The organism is Halanaerobium kushneri (genome assembly GCF_900156285.1).
Lineage (GTDB): Bacteria > Bacillota > Halanaerobiia > Halanaerobiales > Halanaerobiaceae > Halanaerobium > Halanaerobium kushneri.
This window is the reverse complement of record NZ_FTNC01000026.1, coordinates 18,479-34,820: the sequence shown is the minus strand read 5'-3', so window position 1 is coordinate 34,820 and position 16,342 is coordinate 18,479. Positions and strand designations below refer to the sequence as shown.

The 16,342-nt window shown below is 36.8% G+C and carries 14 protein-coding genes; 2 read left to right on the top strand and 12 right to left on the bottom strand.

Annotation, left to right across the window (positions count from 1 at the left end; translation table 11 throughout):
- The 4 genes from BW929_RS12885 to BW929_RS12870 form a co-directional block, all read right to left on the bottom strand.
- Positions 1-102: cold shock domain-containing protein (locus BW929_RS12885; protein WP_143414047.1), on the bottom strand; the 102-nt coding region annotated here is incomplete at its 3' end.
- A gap of 178 nt (positions 103-280) precedes the next feature.
- Positions 281-1,561, bottom strand: a complete 1,281-nt coding sequence (locus tag BW929_RS12880) for an MFS transporter (protein WP_076545899.1) — start codon at positions 1,559-1,561, stop codon at positions 281-283.
- A 150-nt stretch (positions 1,562-1,711) separates the two neighbouring features.
- On the bottom strand, positions 1,712-2,902 hold the full coding sequence (locus BW929_RS12875; RefSeq protein WP_076545898.1) for a serine hydrolase: 1,191 nt from the start codon (positions 2,900-2,902) through the stop codon (positions 1,712-1,714).
- A gap of 83 nt (positions 2,903-2,985) precedes the next feature.
- Positions 2,986-3,582 (bottom strand): DUF1349 domain-containing protein, encoded by a 597-nt coding sequence (locus BW929_RS12870; RefSeq protein ID WP_076545897.1) that lies wholly within the window; start codon positions 3,580-3,582, stop codon positions 2,986-2,988.
- Positions 3,583-3,933: 351 nt separating this feature from the next.
- On the opposite strand from BW929_RS12870, the gene BW929_RS12865 reads away from it, so the two are divergent.
- A complete protein-coding gene (locus BW929_RS12865) occupies positions 3,934-5,955 on the top strand; it encodes a methyl-accepting chemotaxis protein (protein ID WP_076545896.1) in 2,022 nt (673 codons plus the stop codon).
- 122 nt (positions 5,956-6,077) lie between these two features.
- On the opposite strand, the gene trpA is transcribed toward BW929_RS12865, so the two are convergent.
- The 8 genes from trpA to BW929_RS12825 all read right to left on the bottom strand — a co-directional run bounded on the left by trpA (position 6,078) and on the right by BW929_RS12825 (position 13,819).
- Positions 6,078-6,863, bottom strand: coding sequence for a tryptophan synthase subunit alpha (gene trpA / locus BW929_RS12860; RefSeq protein ID WP_076545895.1), 786 nt, complete (start codon positions 6,861-6,863; stop codon positions 6,078-6,080).
- Positions 6,856-8,040, bottom strand: coding sequence for a tryptophan synthase subunit beta (trpB, locus tag BW929_RS12855; RefSeq protein WP_076545894.1), 1,185 nt, complete (start codon positions 8,038-8,040; stop codon positions 6,856-6,858). Before trpB ends, trpA begins: the two co-directional genes overlap by 8 nt.
- Before the next feature lie 54 nt (positions 8,041-8,094).
- Positions 8,095-8,754: a phosphoribosylanthranilate isomerase gene (locus BW929_RS12850; RefSeq protein WP_076545893.1), complete on the bottom strand. Its 660-nt coding sequence runs from the start codon at positions 8,752-8,754 to the stop codon at positions 8,095-8,097.
- A 7-nt stretch (positions 8,755-8,761) separates the two neighbouring features.
- Positions 8,762-9,505, bottom strand: coding sequence for an indole-3-glycerol phosphate synthase TrpC (gene trpC / locus BW929_RS12845; RefSeq protein ID WP_076545892.1), 744 nt, complete (start codon positions 9,503-9,505; stop codon positions 8,762-8,764).
- A 2-nt stretch (positions 9,506-9,507) separates the two neighbouring features.
- Positions 9,508-10,527, bottom strand: a complete 1,020-nt coding sequence (trpD, locus tag BW929_RS12840; protein ID WP_076545891.1) for an anthranilate phosphoribosyltransferase — start codon at positions 10,525-10,527, stop codon at positions 9,508-9,510.
- A 43-nt stretch (positions 10,528-10,570) separates the two neighbouring features.
- The gene (locus BW929_RS12835) at positions 10,571-11,137 is read right to left on the bottom strand and encodes an anthranilate synthase component II (protein WP_076545890.1); all 567 of its coding nucleotides are present in this window, start codon (positions 11,135-11,137) and stop codon (positions 10,571-10,573) included.
- Complete coding sequence (gene trpE / locus BW929_RS12830) at positions 11,121-12,629, bottom strand: anthranilate synthase component I (RefSeq protein WP_076545889.1); 1,509 nt, start codon at positions 12,627-12,629, stop codon at positions 11,121-11,123. The genes BW929_RS12835 and trpE overlap by 17 nt, the downstream gene beginning before the upstream one ends.
- 374 nt (positions 12,630-13,003) lie before the next feature.
- The gene (locus BW929_RS12825) at positions 13,004-13,819 is read right to left on the bottom strand and encodes a ZIP family metal transporter (protein ID WP_076545888.1); all 816 of its coding nucleotides are present in this window, start codon (positions 13,817-13,819) and stop codon (positions 13,004-13,006) included.
- Between the two features lie 223 nt (positions 13,820-14,042).
- Here BW929_RS12825 and BW929_RS12820 point away from each other — a divergent pair, with 223 nt between their 5' ends.
- Complete coding sequence (locus BW929_RS12820; protein ID WP_076545887.1) at positions 14,043-16,337, top strand: family 65 glycosyl hydrolase domain-containing protein; 2,295 nt, start codon at positions 14,043-14,045, stop codon at positions 16,335-16,337.
- Positions 16,338-16,342 lie beyond the last annotated feature (5 nt).

The window sequence follows — 16,342 nt, the reverse complement described above, 5'->3', positions numbered from 1 at the left end:
AATTGCTGAGAAGTGTGCGAACACGTCGTCTCCGTCTTCTCTTTCAATAAATCCAAAACCTTTTTTCCCATCAAACCACTTAACTGTTCCTGTGTAAATCATTAAATAAATTCCTCCTAATTAATAACGATGGAAATCTTACTTGTTTTTTCTCCATCTCCTGTAGTATAGCATTCTGAAATGATACTGTCAAGGATTATCTATAATTATTTTAATCTAATCTTGATTTTCTTTGTCTTTCGCCTTTATTCTTTATTTTCCTATCTTATATAATACTTAGTTAGTTTCTATATTCCGGTGGAGTTGCTAAATAAGAAATTATTACGGAAGCTAAAGGTAATATTAAAATCAATAATAAAACCTCTCGATAGCCATTAAAATGATCAAAAGCCAGTCCAAAAGGGAGCGGACCTAAGGCAGAACCAATAACCATGGCCGTAGAAAAGAAACCTCTAATACTTCCCAGATGTTTTTTACCAAAATAGTTTGGTAAAATTACTGAAGTGCTGACACCATCAAAAGCCATAAATGAACCATGCACCACTGCATAAATCAAAAATGCACTTCTACTATCAGCCTTAATTAACAAAAATATAGCAATTACAAGTAAAACAAAATTAACTGCTTTAATCAAACTTGCTTTAACTCGATCTAACAGAAAGCCACCTAAAAATGTAAGCGGAAATTTTACAACAGAAGTAATACTTAAAATATAGGCCGCAAAAGCTGCGTTAAAACCTTTTTCTCCAATTATTGATACCATATGGAAAGTCATCCCCGTATTGACCATTGCCGGCACAACAATGATAAAAATTAACATCCAGAACTCTTTGGTCTTCATTGCTTTTTTTAATGTCCAGGGATCACTGCTGATATGTACCTGAGGTGCAAATTTTTCGCTGACCCTGTCTTCCTCCTCTTGATCCAGACCATCTATTTTCAGAGCAATATTCTCCGGCCGGTTGCGGACAAAGAACCAGCCCAGAGGTGCCATAATCAAAAATAGAGCCAGAGTCCAGAAACGCCAGGCACCGCTCAATCCAAAGCTGTTGATCAAATAATTATTTAAAGGTGGAATAACAGCCGCACCTACAACACCTCCGATTCCCATGATACTCATTGCCAGCCCTCTTTTTGATCTAAACCAGTGTGGTACCAGAGTTTGTGGCCAGAGACCAAGTGAGCCCTGACCAAAAAATCTCATTAGAAAAAATCCAATCAAAAGCATTACTGGGGTAGAAACAAAGCTCATCCAGACTGCTGCCAGTCCGAGAGAAATTGAAATAACCACAATCATTTTACGGTGACCAAATTTATCAATATTTTTTCCCATATAAGTTAAAATCAAACCGGAAATTAAAGTTCCAGCAGAATAAAGGGTAGAAACTAATGAACGGCTCCAGCCAAAGTTTTCTATGTAGTGATCAATAAATATTGAAATCGAATAGGTCTGACCAGGACCACTAAAAAAATAAGCCAGAGCAGCCATCACCAGTACCACCCAGCCATAATAAAAGTTAGTTTTAATCGGTTCTTCTTCTTTTTGAGTATTTAAGTGCATAGATTCTAATCTCTCCTTATCTAATATATTATCTGCAATAAACTATATCATTTTAAGAAGAGATGTCAATCGAAATAATTTTAATCTAAAAATTCAAGCAGCTTTCTGTTTCTTCATTTTGCTCTCCCCCGCGCTTAAGATCTAATCATTTTACTTTTCAAGCACTGCCGAAATCAATCTGGATGTCAGTTGTGCTACTTGCTGCTGCTTCACTTCCTGCTCACTATTGTTAATTGTTACCGAAACTGCATAAATATCAGATTCTTCGGTTCTCTGCAGCAGTTGGGTAAACTGCAGCACTCCCGGCTCTGAACCACCTTTAAATCCTGCCAGATAATATTCATTTTTATCAACCAGCCCAGGATTAATTTTAATCTCTGGTGCCTCTCTTAACTGATAAATTAACTCTGCTAGCTCTTCAGTACTAAAAAACCATTCCAGACGATCAATTAAAATCGGTTTAGTGCCAACTTCAATTTTATTAAACTTCTGCCCTGAAATTTCAGCTAAGATATCTCTTTTGCCTTCTAGATCTGAATTAAGATAATTTTTCCTCAATTGAACATCATCAGAAAATTTAAGCATAAAAAATTCTCTGGTCTTTAAAAAAGGAATATTTCTTTCTGTTAAATCTGCTTCTAATTCTGTTCTACCTAAATAATCAATTAAATTATCTGTGGCTGTATTATCACTCTGAGAGATCATTAAATTACTTAATGTTCTAAGAGTTAAAGGTGTGCCTGCAGGCCAGTCCTGTAAAATTCCGGATGGCAATGACCTATTTTCAGTTTCCAATTCTACTATATCACTCCAGTTTTTATTATTTTCTTCAATTTTCTCATATAATTTTTTTAGAACATGGAGTTTGAAGCTGGAACCAACTGCCATAGTTTTTTGATCATTATATGAAATAACTTTTTTCTGATTGTTTTTAATTACTGAAACTGAAAGCTCACCTGGAAGCTCTTTTAATTCTGCTAATATAGAATCTAAATTATCTTCAGTCAGATTGTAATTACCAAACCAGAGTCTAATTATTTTTCCCTCTTCATTTAAGCTTATCTGAGCCGGTACAGTTCCATTTTCAAACTGAAGTCTGTAGCCATCTTCAGTTTTTTCTGCTGACTGAACAGCCCCAAGAACACTTCCATACTGCTTAACAATTGCTTCAATTTGATTTAGGGAAACCTGTTCTAAAAATGAAGCTGCAAAAAGCGACTCCAGATTTTCCTTTTCAATATTGAAAATATCTTTTAATACTTCTGCTTCCGAAGCTGCCAGAACTCCGGTAGAAATAAAAAATAAAATCAACAACATACAAATTAGCAGATTAATTTTCACTAAAGTTCACCTCAATTTTTTCTTATTAACTAAATTATATTTGTGTTAGTCCTGACATTTTTTACTTTTAAAAAATTAAATAGTTATTCCTGTTCCCAGTGATTCTCATCAATTATCATTTCTTCGATTATTGCTTTAAAACTATCTTCTCTGGGGCTGCAGGCATAAACACCTATTTTAATTTCTTCAAAATCTTGATGCAGGTGAGCAATCCTCATCTGCAGCCATTTTCTACCATCAAAGGAATTTTCAATTAAAAAATCTTTCCCTCTTTTACTGATTCTATACCAGACTGCATTAATTTCTGAACTTATATCTTCCGTGGCCCAGTCGGAATAACCATAATTGGTAACCACCGAACCCAGCCTGCTGATTTCCTGATTTTCATATTCTGTAGATATTTTAATCCAGTTTTCACTGTCCAGCCGGAGCATGATACCACACTGATCATATTTATTCTGTGGTTCAAATTTAAATTTAGCAGCAAAAGAAAAATCTCCTTCAAGGTCAGTCAGTAAAGCGTGTCCATTATCATTTCTAAATCCATAGTGAGTCCGCTGCCAGAAATCTGTTTCTGGCTCAGTTTCAATTACCAGTGCATTTTCAAAATAATATTCTTCCGGCTTATTCAACCAGTAAAAGTCATTAAAAATACTTTTGTCCATTTTTATTTTTTGCATAGTTTTGACCTCCAGTTTTAATTCTTATTTCTATATTTAGTCATAAATATAATTTATCCTTGTTAAAATATAACCAACATTAAAGTTGATATAGGTTTTTTTATCCAAGTAAAACATACACAGTTTTTACAAGCAAGAAAGTTTTAGTTAAAATAATGACTATTGTTGAGTATATGGAATTTAATTAAAGCAGAAAGAATCTAATCATAATTAAAGATATTTAAGTTTCTGCAAAGAAATCCCTATACTAATTATGTTCGAATCTGGAAAAAAGTCAATAGTAAAATAAAATGACTTTTAATAAATATGATTAAATCAAACTCATAGAAAAAAGGAGAGTAATTTTAAAAAATGAAATTATTAAAATTCAAGTCGATTAGAGCAAAATTTTTAATACCAACACTTATAGTGTTAATAACAGGAATGGCAGTCATCGGTTATATAGGATATGATACACAGCGTGATTATATAATGAATCAAACCGAAGAAACTGCTAAGTCTAAGATGGAAGAAATAAAGACAATAATAGATGACAGAAAAGAAAATGCTCAGCTTACTGAAAAGGCAATAGATAAATATCTAATTACTATAACCAGAGCTGTAGATCAATATTTAACAGCAACAGATGATTCTATGCTTCAGGATAAAGTAGATTCTTTAATGAAAGAACTTAATGTAGAAGAAATACATGTGACTGATGGAAAAGGAGTTATAAAATGGTCCACAGTTAGAGATTTTGTTGGTTTTGACTTTAATGAATCAGAACAGACAAAACCTTTTCTGGAAGGCCTGAAAAATGAAGAATTTGAACTAGCACAGGCTCCCCAGCAGAGAGGAACAGATGGTGCGTTATTTAAATATATAGGTGTCGGAAGAACCGATAAACCTGGAATTGTACAGATTGGTGTCCAGCCAGAAGAACTTCAGCAAATCCTGGCAAAAATAGATATTACCCGGACAGCGCAGACAACTAAATACGGAAGAAATGGATATGTTTATATAACAAACAAAAGTGGAAATATAATAAGTCATCCGGACAGTGCCTTAATAGGCAGCAATATTGCAGATTACAGCTGGGGGAATGAAATATTAAATCAGCAGCAGGGTAGTAACATTATCACCCTGGATGGCAAAGAACTGCTTCAGCATTATATGCCCTATGATGACTATATAATAGTTACAGCTCTGCCAACTGCTGAGTATCAGACAGCACTGGATGCTTATAGAAATAAGATCTTTATTACAATCTTAATAGCAATTATTATAGCTTCAATTATAGTCTTTATAGTAACCTCCTCTGTAGTAAATCCACTTAAAAATGCAATAGAATTTGCAGAAGAGATAGCAAACGGTAATCTTTCAATAGCAGAATTAAAAGTAAAAACTCAAGATGAAGTAGGCCAACTATCAGATGCTTTAAACAATATGCTTAAAAATCTGAAAGCCCTTGTCGGCCAGGTAATAGATATTTCAGGTAATCTTTCTGCTTCCAGTGAAGAACTTTCAGCCTCTGGTGAAGAAGTGTCAGCCTCTGCCGAACATGTTGGGACAGCAATCCAGGATGTAGCATCTGGAGCAGAGGAACAGTCTGCCCAGGCCCAGGAAACCAGTGCTCTACTTGATGAGCTGACAGGCCAGATTAAAATGGTAAACAGTTCTTCGGAAGCGATGAACAGAAAAGCAGGAGAAGTTACAGATAATATTGAGATAGGTGACAGATCTATAGAAAATTCTGTAACCGAGGTCAATAAACTTAAGAAAAATTCGAATAATGTAGCCAATGCTATAGATTCTCTTGCAGATTCCTCAAAAAGAATCGGTGAAATAGTTCAGCTAATTAAAGATATCTCTGCTCAGACAAATCTTCTCGCCCTAAACGCAGCCATTGAGGCAGCAAGAGCTGGAGAAGCTGGAAGAGGTTTTAGTGTAGTTGCAGATGAAATAAGAGAACTAGCTGAACAGTCTGGTGAGGCAACAGACGAAATTTCAGAACTAATTGGTGGAATCCAGAAAGATGTAGAAGTTTCAGTTAAAAATATGAAAGAGACAGAAGAAGCCGTAGATACAAGTGTAAATTCTATTGAAGAAAGCGGTAAGTCATTTGATGACATTCGCCAGGCAGCCTCTGTTTTAAACAATATAATAGAAAACATAGGCAACCAGAGCGAAAAAATGAAAATTAACAGTAATGAAGTAGAATCTGCAGTAAAACAGATTGCAGCAGTCAGCCAGACAGCAGCAAGCAATGCAGAAGAAGTTGCTGCTGCCAGTGAAGAACAGAGTGCTTCCACAGAAGAAATTGTAAATTCAGCTCAGAACCTTGCAAACATGGCTCAGGAACTTTCAAATGCAGTAAATAAATTCAGGATTTAAATAAAAATAAGTCAATATACAAAAAGAAAGCCAGACTGAGGTGAACCTCAATCTGGCTTTTACTCTTTAATTTCCTCTTCATTACTCTCACTTTAACTTCTGATACTCCTGCCTGACAATAACTAATTTATCGCTTTTTTGATAGACCTAACAAATTCACCAGCATTATCCAACATCTCTTTTTCTTTATCCCCGGCCTGAATTTGCTTAATCAGCGCACTGCCAATAATAATTCCATCTGGATAATCAATTATTTTCTTTACTTTTTCCGGACCATCAATACCAAAACCAAGTCCCAGCGGAAGTTCTCCTGCTGAGTTACGCACCCGTTCCAGATAGTTTTCCAGTTCTGGATAAACACCCTGCTGATCATCACCAGTAGTACCCAGATGAGCCACACAGTAAAGAAAACCTGAACTTTTAGCTGTAATTTTTTTTAAACGCTGTTCTGAGGTATTGGGGGTTACCAGCATAATCTGCGAGACTCCAGACCGCGCCAGATATCGAGAAAGTTCGGCTTTTTCATCTGCTGGCAAATCAGGAATAATTACTCCTGAAATTCCTGCTTCAGCAATATCATAGGCAAATTCTTCCTCTCCATAATTTAAGACTGAATTATAATAACCCATGAGTATCAGCGGCACCTCAACCTGATTCTGAATTTGATCAATCTTTGCAATCAATTTCTTTAGAGTAGTACCACCTCTTAGAGCCCGCTGTGAAGCTTCCTGAATCACAGGTCCATCAGCCAGAGGATCAGAAAAAGGAATTCCCAGCTCAATAATATCTGCCCCTTCAGCCTGAAGCCTGTAAATCAACTTTTCCGTCATCTCCAGACTTGGATCACCACCACTAATATAAGTAACCAGCGGTTTTTTTCCTTTAAATTGTGCTGAAATTTTATTCATTATTTTCTGCCTCCCTGATCTTCTTAAAGTTATTAATATCTTTATCTCCACGCCCAGAAAGGTTAACTACAATGATCTGGTCTTCTGCCAGCTCTGGAGCAAGTTTTTCCAAATAAGAGAGTGCATGTGAGCTCTCCAGCGCAGGTATAATACCTTCTTTTTCACTTAAAAGTTTAAAAGCTGCCACTGCCTCCATATCAGTTGCTGCCTGATAATCCACTCGATTAATTGACTTTAAATAACTGTGCTCAGGACCCACACCTGGATAATCGAGCCCGGCAGAAATTGAGTAGGCTGGTATTACCTGCCCATCATCATCCTGCAGCAGATAAGATTTGCTGCCGTGTAAAACTCCGACTCTGCCGGCAGACAAAGTTGCTGCATGCTGGCCACTATCAATTCCTTTTCCGGAAGCTTCAATTCCAATTAAATTAACTTCCTGATCATCAACAAAAGGATAAAATATTCCCATTGCATTACTGCCACCACCAACACAGGCTAAAATATAATCCGGCAGTCTACCTTCTTTTTCCTTGATCTGCTCTCTGCATTCATCTCCAATAATTCGCTGAAAATCCCGAACCATCTCAGGATAGGGATGGGGACCAACTACTGAGCCAATGATATAATGCGTATCTTCAACATTTGTAACCCAGTCTCGAATTGCTTCATTTGTTGCATCTTTTAAAGTCTGAGTACCGCTGGTGACCGGAATAACCTCTGCTCCCAGCATTTCCATCTTGTAGACATTAAGCGCCTGACGCTCGATATCTTCTGCCCCCATATAAATTTCACACTCCAGATTAAATCTGGCTGCCACTGTTGCTGTTGCTACACCATGCTGTCCGGCACCTGTTTCAGCAATAATTCGCTTTTTACCCATTTTTCTGGCCAGCAGTATCTGACCGAGAGTATTATTAATTTTATGTGCTCCAGTATGATTTAAATCTTCACGCTTTAAATAAATCTTTGCTCCTCCATAGTAACTGGTAAGCTGTTCAGCATAATATAAAGAAGTCGGCCGGCCGCTGTAATCAGCCAGCAGTGACTTTAATTCATTAACAAAATCGGGATCATCTTTCATCTCTAAATAAACTTCTTCCAGCTCATCTAAGGCTGGCATTAGAGTTTCCGGGACAAAACGCCCCCCAAATTCTTTAAAATATCCTCTGCTCATCTTCTCTACTCCTTTCAGCTTTATAAGAAAAATATTTAAATAAAAAAACTGTCATTAATCTGTCCTTAACTTTATTTTTGCCTCAAATCTGGGCTTGAAATTCTTAATTTTTTCTACAATCTCTTTCAGCAGCCGATGATTTTTCTTACCCGGTTCATTTTCGACTCTACTGTTAATATCTACTGCAGTTGGATTAAGTTTAGTTAAGGCTTCTTTTATATTTTTAGGTCCCAGTCCACCGGCAAGTATATATGGAATTTTTAGATTACTAATTAAAGACCAGTCAAAACTTTCTCCCGTGCCTCCGGTCTGGCTGCCAATTTTTGTGTCAAAAAGTAAAAAGTCAGCGGCTTCTTTATATTTTTCAAGCTCTTTTAAGTCTTCTTCTCCAGCAATAGAAATAGCTTTAATACTTTTTAAGGGAGTATTCTTAATTAATTCGACTTCTTCACTGCCGTGAAACTGAATATAGTCAAACAGGCGGCTATCTGTAATCTCCTTAATCTCATTTTTAGTTGGATTAACAACAACCGCAACCCTGCTGATAAAGGGAGGACAGTCATCTATAAGTTTTCGAACCCTGCTGAGACTGACCTGCCTTGAACTTTCAGCAAGTATAAAGCCTACTGCATCAACTCCAATATTGGCTGCAAATTTAATGTCTTCTCTCCGTGTCATTCCACAAACTTTAATCATTGTTCGATTTTCTAACATTAATTTCTCACCCCAACCCCAATTCGTTGACTTTAGTTTTTGGATCTTCTGCCCTCATCAATGTCTCTCCAATCAGAACTCCATCAACTCCAATATCCTTTAGAAAATCAATATCTTCTCTTTTTTTGATACCACTTTCTGCAATCAAGTAATAATCATCTCTAAGTTTCTTTTTTTCTAGCTCAGCTGTTAGTTCAGCGGTTGTTTTAAGATCAACACTAAAATCATTTAAGTCCCGATTATTGATACCTATAATCTCAGCTTCAGTCGCGCAGACCCTCTGCAGTTCTTCACGATTATGAACTTCAACCAGAGCTTCCATTTTGAGCTCACTGCAGAGAGCCAGAAGTTCTTTCAATCTCCGGTCACTGAGCACAGCAGCTATTAAAAGGACTACATCTGCCCCGATAAAAAAACTCTCATAAAGCTGCAGAGGATCAATAATAAATTCTTTACGCAGAATCGGCAGCTCAGTCAGCTTTCTCATCTCTCTTAAAATCTCATTACTCCCCTGAAAAAACTTTTGATCAGTTAAAATTGAAATTCCATCTGCTCCAGCTTTCTCATAAGCCTTAAGCTGTGCTTCAGGCTTAAAATCAGGCTGAATTATACCTCTGCTGGGAGATGCTTTTTTAATTTCTGCCAGCAGAGAAATTTTGTCCTGAGCCAGCTTTTTTTTAAGAGAATATCTCGGTTTTTTTAAATTATCTACTTCTTTTTTCTTCTCCAAAATTATTTTATCTAATATCATCACTACACCACCACTGAATTGCTGCAGTTAATAAGATCTTCTAACTTCTTTAATGCCTGACCGCTGTCTATTAGTTCTGCCGCCAGTTTAACACCCTCTTTTAAATCATTAACTTTATCTTCAACCAGAAAGGCTGCAGCAGAATTAAGCAGAATTACATCTCTTTTAGGTCCTTTTTTACCTTTTAATATAGCAAGTGTAATTTCTTTATTTTCTTTCGGACTGCCGCCTAAAATTTCATCAATAGCTGCAGTTTTCAGACCAGCTTCTGCCGGACTGAAGTTAAATTCTTTGACTGCTCCATCTTTTAAATAAGCAGTTTTGTTTTCCCCAGCCAGTGAAAGCTCATCCACCCCACCAGCACCGTGAACAACCATTGCTGATTTCAAACCAAGATTTTTAAGTACATGGGCCAGCGGCATTACCAGTTCTTCCTTGTAAACTCCAAGAACCTGATAATCAGCCTGGGCTGGATTGGTGAGGGGTCCCAGAACATTAAAAATTGTTCTCAGGCCCAGTTCTCTCCGGGGACCAACAGCATATTTCATTGCCTGATGAAAATGAGGTGCAAACAGAAATGAAATTCCGACCTGATCCAGACATTTACCAGCTGCTTCTGGTGATAAATCAATTTTTACTCCCAGTGCCTCCAGCAGATCAGCACTGCCGCTTTTTGAAGATACAGAACGATTGCCGTGTTTGGCGACATTTAAGCCTCCAGCTGCCATAACAATTGCTGTGGTCGTGGAAATATTAAAGGTTCCTTTTTCATCTCCTCCAGTTCCACAGCTGTCAATTAAATTTTTGCTTTTAGTTTTCACTGCAGCTGCTTTACTGCGCATTACACTGGCTGCACCAGTTATTTCATCAATAGTTTCACCTTTCATTCTTAACCCAACTAAAAATCCTGCCAGCTGACTATCAGTAGTCTTGCCCTCCATTACCATTGTCATGGCCTCTTCCATCTCTTCTAAACTTAAATTCTCTCTGCTCACTACTTTATCTAAATGTTTGTTAAACATTTTCTCTCCTCCTCTAGTTATACTTATCTTATCTCATCTCAGCTCACTTTACGTTAAGAAAATTTTTTATCAGCTGTCTGCCAGCCTCGGTCAAAATTGATTCCGGATGAAACTGAACACCATAAACAGGATAATTTTTATGCTTTAAAGCCATTATTTCTCCTTCTTCACTTTCTGCCAGCACCTCAAGCTCAGCGCTCAGACCTGCTTTTTTAACTATTAGGGAATGATAGCGGGTAGCCAGAAAGCCATCTTCAATCCCCTTAAATAATCTTTCCTCTCTTATTTTTTTTATTGCTGAAACTTTTCCATGCACAATTTGATCAGCCTTTACTACTTGAGAGCCAAAAACCTCTCCAATACACTGATGGCCAAGACAGACTCCCAAAATATCAATCTTATCTTTAAAATATTCTATTATTTTTTTTGAAATTCCTGCATCATCTGGCCTTCCCGGTCCCGGAGAAATTATAATTTTATCAGGTGCCATAATTTCTATGTCCTCAACAGAAAGTTTATCATTTCTCAACACTTTAACCTCATCAAACTCTTCCAGCAGATGAACCAGATTATAGGTAAAGGAATCATAATTATCAATTACTAAAATCACGGATACCATCCTCTCTTACCACTTTGAGAGCGTCAAACAATGCCCGGCCCTTGTTAAGTGTTTCCTGATATTCTTTTACTGGATCAGAATCAGCAACAATTCCTGCTCCGACCTGTAAGTTAAGTTTTCCGTCTACTAAAGAAAAGGTTCTAATTGTAATACAGCTGTCCAGATTTCCATTAAAACTTAAATAAGCAACTGTACCCGCATATACTCCCCGCGCTTCTTTTTCCAGCTGATCAATCAGTTCAACTGCTTTAATTTTTGGAGCTCCGGAAACTGTACCGGCCGGAAAAACAGCTTTTAAAACATCAAGACTGTCCAGTCCCTCACGCAAATCTGCTTCCACCTGAGAAACAATATGCATCACTTTAGAATAAAATTCTACTTCCATTAATTCTGTAACTTCTACACTTCCCTTTGCCGCAATCCTGCTTAAATCATTACGGCCTAAATCCAAAAGCATCGTGTGTTCTGCTTTTTCTTTTTCATCACTGAGCAAATCCAGCTTTAATTCTTGATCTTCTTTACTGTCTTTACCTCTGCGCCTGGTCCCTGCCAGAGGTCGGGTCAGCACCCTTTGATCTCTAACTCTTACCAGAACTTCAGGTGAGGAACCAATGATTCTTATTTCAGGAAAGTTCAAATAAAAAGAATAGGGGGAAGGGTTTATAGATCTTAAAGCCCGGTAAATTTTAAATGGAGGCAGGTCATTTTCTATAGAAAATTTCTGAGACAGCACAATCTGAAAAATATCTCCGGCTTTAATATGCTCTTTTGCTTTCTCCACCATTTTTTTAAATTCCTCTTTTTCAGTATTTGACTTTAATTTTTTAGAATTATTAAGAACCGATTTTACTGCTGGCTGCTGTAATTTTGATTCAGTATTTTCAATTTCTGTTTTCACTTTTTTAATTTCTTCTTTTGCCTGCCGGTAAATTTTTTCTTTCTGCTTTAAGCTTAAGTTTTGATCAACTTTTAAGTTGTTTATAATTTTAACTGTATTGTGTAGGTGATCATAGGCGATTATTATCCTGGTCATTACCAGCAGACTTAAAGGTGTATTATCTTTTTTCAGCTCTCTATCTGCCTCCAGATGATAAATATCTTCCCATTTCTCTATCATTTCATAATTAAAATAACCAACAAACCCTCCAGAAAAAGGAGGCAGCTTTTCGTCTTCATAAACCCTCAGTTCATTAAGCTGCTGCTGCAGATAAGGTACAATTTCCTGACCACTTAATTTTTCTTTTTTACCATCTCTAATCACTTCTAAATGCTGATCATAGTTTTTTAAGACTGCTGCCGGTTTAAGCCCAATAAAAGAATAGCGATCATTTTCCGAACTCTCCAAGAGATAGCTATAATCCTTATTTAAAGCCAGCTTTTTGTACAGAGAAATTGGTGTCTCAACATCTGCAATAAACTCCTCATAAATTGGAATCAGATTGTATTCTGTAGTTAACTCTAGAAATTCAGCCTTAGTTTTCATCTTACTCCCCCTCTAACTTATTTCAGTTTTCTGCCCCGAAATCAAAAAACGGCCAGAGCTTAATTAAAAGCCTGACCATAGTTATTAGCAAGAGATTTTTAGATATTTAAATTTGTGTTTTAGTCATGATTTGAAGCAATAAGTTCAAATCATTCTCTGGCTAAAACAAAAAAGCCACGTTTATAAATAGCTATAAACCTGGCCCGTTAATTTCATATTTACTCATCTAATCTCATCTCTAACTCTTCTCTACTAATCTGGGCTCTTCTCATCTCGAATTTTTTTCATTATAACTGAATAATTTAAATAAGTCAAGAAAAAATTATCTGCTTAAGCAATTTTCAAATTATTAATAACACAATCGTATTTCAAAATTATCCAAGCGAAACATCTAAAAACATCATCACGGCAAAACCTAACATCAAACCAGTCGTAGCCAGGTGACTGTTGCCTTCTGAGTTAGCTTCTGGTATTAACTCTTCTCCCACTACAAAAATCATTGCACCAGCTGCAAAAGCAAGAGCATAAGGTAAAATTGGTCTCATATAATATACTGCCGCCGCCCCCAGAACTCCCGCTACTGGTTCAACAGCACCAGAAAATTGTCCATACATAAAGCTCTTTTTGGAAGAAAGCCCTTCTCTTTTTAAAGGTATTGATACTGCAGCGCCTTCTGGAAAATTCTGCAGTCCGATTCCAACTGCAAGAGCAACCGCACCGGCCAGAGAAGCAGATGGTATATTAGAAGCTACCGCTCCAAAAGCAACACCTACTGCAAGACCTTCGGGAAAATTATGTAAGGTAACTGCCAGCACCAGCAAAACACTTCGCTGCCATTTAGTTTTAATACCCTCAGGCTCACTATTAGCCAGAGCAGGGTGTAAGTGTGGTAAGACAGCATCAACAAGACGTAAAAATATTCCTCCCAATAAAAATCCAACAACAGCTGGAATCCAGCCAGGTACTCCCTGATTTTCAGCAGTTTCTATTGCAGGAGCAAGCAGTGACCAAAAACTGGCAGCTATCATCACACCTGAGGCAAAACCAAGCATACTATCAAGAATTCTCCGGTCAACATTATTAAAAAAGAAAACTATTCCTGCTCCCAGAGCAGTAACAAACCAGGTAAATAAAGTTGCAAAAAGCGCCTGCATAATAGGCGATTGTCCACTTAAAAAATCAATAATCATTATTAACCCCCCCAGTAATTATTATCATTATTATTTATATCATACAATAGATTGGAGAAAATTGAAAGTAAAGAAGCAAATTTGAGGGACAATTAATTCATTTTTCTTTCTTTAAAATCAAGCAGCCAATTAAATTTTTATTAAAAGAACGCTGTATAATTTGGAAGCACTTTCAAAATACTAATCAATCTGATATAATTTAGCTGAAAGGCAGGTGTGAATTATGAGAAAATATTTTGAAGTTGATGAGTGGAAAGTTATTGAAAATGGTTTTGATAAAGATTACAACAGAGTTACAGAAAGTGTAATGAGCCTTGGTAATGGTCATATGGGACTGCGTGGTAATTTTGCTGAAAAATACAGTGGAGATACCCTGCAGGGTACATATATTGCTGGAGTATATTATCCTGACAAAACTATTGTTGGCTGGTGGAAAAACGGTTATCCTGAGTACTTTGCCAAAATTGCAAATGCCACCAACTTTATCGGACTTGACTTAAAAATAGATGGTCAGCAAATTGATTTAAATAAAATTGAATTCAGTGATTTTAAAAGAGTATTAAATATGAAAGAGGCCTATCTAGAACGTTCTTTTACTGTTAATCTGGAAGGTAATAAAGTGGAAATTGTTGAAAGGCGCTTTTTAGATCAGAAAAATAAAGAGCTGGCTGCTCTGAAATACAGAGTACGATCTCTTGATAGAAAAGTAAAAATAGAATTGACTCCTTATCTTGATGGTGATGTTAAAAATGAAGATGCAAACTATGATGAGTTTTTCTGGGAGGGACTGAAAAAAACAAATAAGAAAGGTAAAGCCAGTCTAACTATGAAAACTAGAAAATCTAATTTTGTAGTTTCAACAGCCATGGATTGGGAATTAAACAAAAACGATAGAGAAGTAAAACTATTAACCGGACCTGGTAATGAGAATTATGTAGGTAATAAAATTACCTTCCGGGCAGAAGCAGGAGAAAATATTGAGCTCAATAAATATATAGCAGTCTGCACCAGTCGCGATTATCAGGCTGATCAGGTAAAAGAGAAAGCAGAAAATAAAGTCTCCGAAGCTGCCATCCGGGGTTATGATGAGTTATTTGCTGAACACAGGGATGCCTGGGCTAAAATCTGGCAGGAAAGTGATATTAAAATTGACGGTGATCCTGAAGCCCAGCAGGGAATTCGTTTTAATATTTTTCACTTAAATCAGACCTATACCGGCCATGATCCTCGCTTAAATATTGGGCCTAAGGGCTTTACTGGCGAAAAATATGGAGGTTTAACTTACTGGGATACTGAGGCTTACTGTCTGCCCTTTTACCTCTCTACACACAGTGAGGATGTTGCCCGCAACTTATTATTATACAGATACCGTCATCTGGAAAAAGCTGTTGAAAACGCTGATAAACTAGGGCTGGACGGTGCTCTCTATCCAATGGTTACAATTAATGGTGAGGAATGCCATAATGAATGGGAAATTACTTTTGAGGAAATCCACCGTAATGGAGCAATTGCACATGCCATTAAAGATTATGTAGATTATACAGGTGATGATAAATATATTAAAGAATATGGGATACCTGTTCTGGCACAAATCTCCAGATTCTGGGCCGATCGATCTCACTTTAATCCCCGAAAAGAAAAATACATGATACTGGGAGTGACGGGACCAAATGAGTATGAAAATAATGTAAATAATAACTGGTATACAAATCGAATTGCAGTCTGGACCCTGAAATATACACTTAATGAACTAAAAAAATTAAAGGAAAATGATCCAGACAAGTATCAGCACTGGCTTACCGAACTGGATCTTAAAGCTTCTGAACTGGAATTGTGGCAGGAAATATCTGAGAAAATGTATTATCCCTACCTTGATGAATATGATATTTATGCCCAACAGGATGGATATCTTGATAAAGAACAAAAATTAGTTTCTGATCTTAAAGAAGAAGATATACCGCTTCATAAAAACTGGTCCTGGGATAAAATTCTGCGCTCTCCCTATATAAAACAGGCCGATGTAATGCAGGGCATCTATTACTTTAAGGAAGATTTTGATCAAAACAGTGTTGCTCGCCATTACGATTTTTATGAACCCAGAACAGTCCATGAATCTTCTCTTTCACCCTGTATATACTCTATTCTGGCTGCTGATCTGGAAAGGGAAGAAAAAGCTTATCAGCTTTATTTGCGTACAGCCCGCCTTGACCTGGATAACTATAATACAGATACAGATGATGGTCTGCACATTACCAGTATGGCTGGTACCTGGATGTCAATTATTAAAGGCTTTGCGGGTTTTGAGATTAAAAATGACGAAATTTCTTTTAGGCCATTTTTACCGAAGGCCTGGAATGGATATGACTTTATGATAATGTTCAGAGGCCGGAGAATTAAGGTAGATGTTTGTCAACAGAAAGTAAGCTTTGCGTTAGAAAACGGAAATGAAATAAAAATTAAAGTTTATGATCAAGAATACTACCTAAACACTGAACAGGATTTAACCATTGAAAAATAGTGACC

Excerpts from the sequence above, each read along its gene's own strand:
- BW929_RS12880 (WP_076545899.1), bottom strand. The coding sequence starts at position 1,561 with ATGCACTTAAATACTCAAAAAGAAGAAGAACCGATTAAAACTAACTTT.
- BW929_RS12870 (WP_076545897.1), bottom strand. The coding sequence starts at position 3,582 with ATGCAAAAAATAAAAATGGACAAAAGTATTTTTAATGACTTTTACTGG.
- BW929_RS12865 (WP_076545896.1), top strand. The coding sequence starts at position 3,934 with ATGAAATTATTAAAATTCAAGTCGATTAGAGCAAAATTTTTAATACCA.
- trpA (WP_076545895.1), bottom strand. The coding sequence starts at position 6,863 with ATGAATAAAATTTCAGCACAATTTAAAGGAAAAAAACCGCTGGTTACT.
- trpB (WP_076545894.1), bottom strand. The coding sequence starts at position 8,040 with ATGAGCAGAGGATATTTTAAAGAATTTGGGGGGCGTTTTGTCCCGGAA.
- BW929_RS12850 (WP_076545893.1), bottom strand. The coding sequence starts at position 8,754 with ATGTTAGAAAATCGAACAATGATTAAAGTTTGTGGAATGACACGGAGA.
- trpC (WP_076545892.1), bottom strand. The coding sequence starts at position 9,505 with ATGATATTAGATAAAATAATTTTGGAGAAGAAAAAAGAAGTAGATAAT.
- trpD (WP_076545891.1), bottom strand. The coding sequence starts at position 10,527 with ATGTTTAACAAACATTTAGATAAAGTAGTGAGCAGAGAGAATTTAAGT.
- trpE (WP_076545889.1), bottom strand. The coding sequence starts at position 12,629 with ATGAAAACTAAGGCTGAATTTCTAGAGTTAACTACAGAATACAATCTG.
- BW929_RS12825 (WP_076545888.1), bottom strand. The coding sequence starts at position 13,819 with ATGATTATTGATTTTTTAAGTGGACAATCGCCTATTATGCAGGCGCTT.
- BW929_RS12820 (WP_076545887.1), top strand. The coding sequence starts at position 14,043 with ATGAGAAAATATTTTGAAGTTGATGAGTGGAAAGTTATTGAAAATGGT.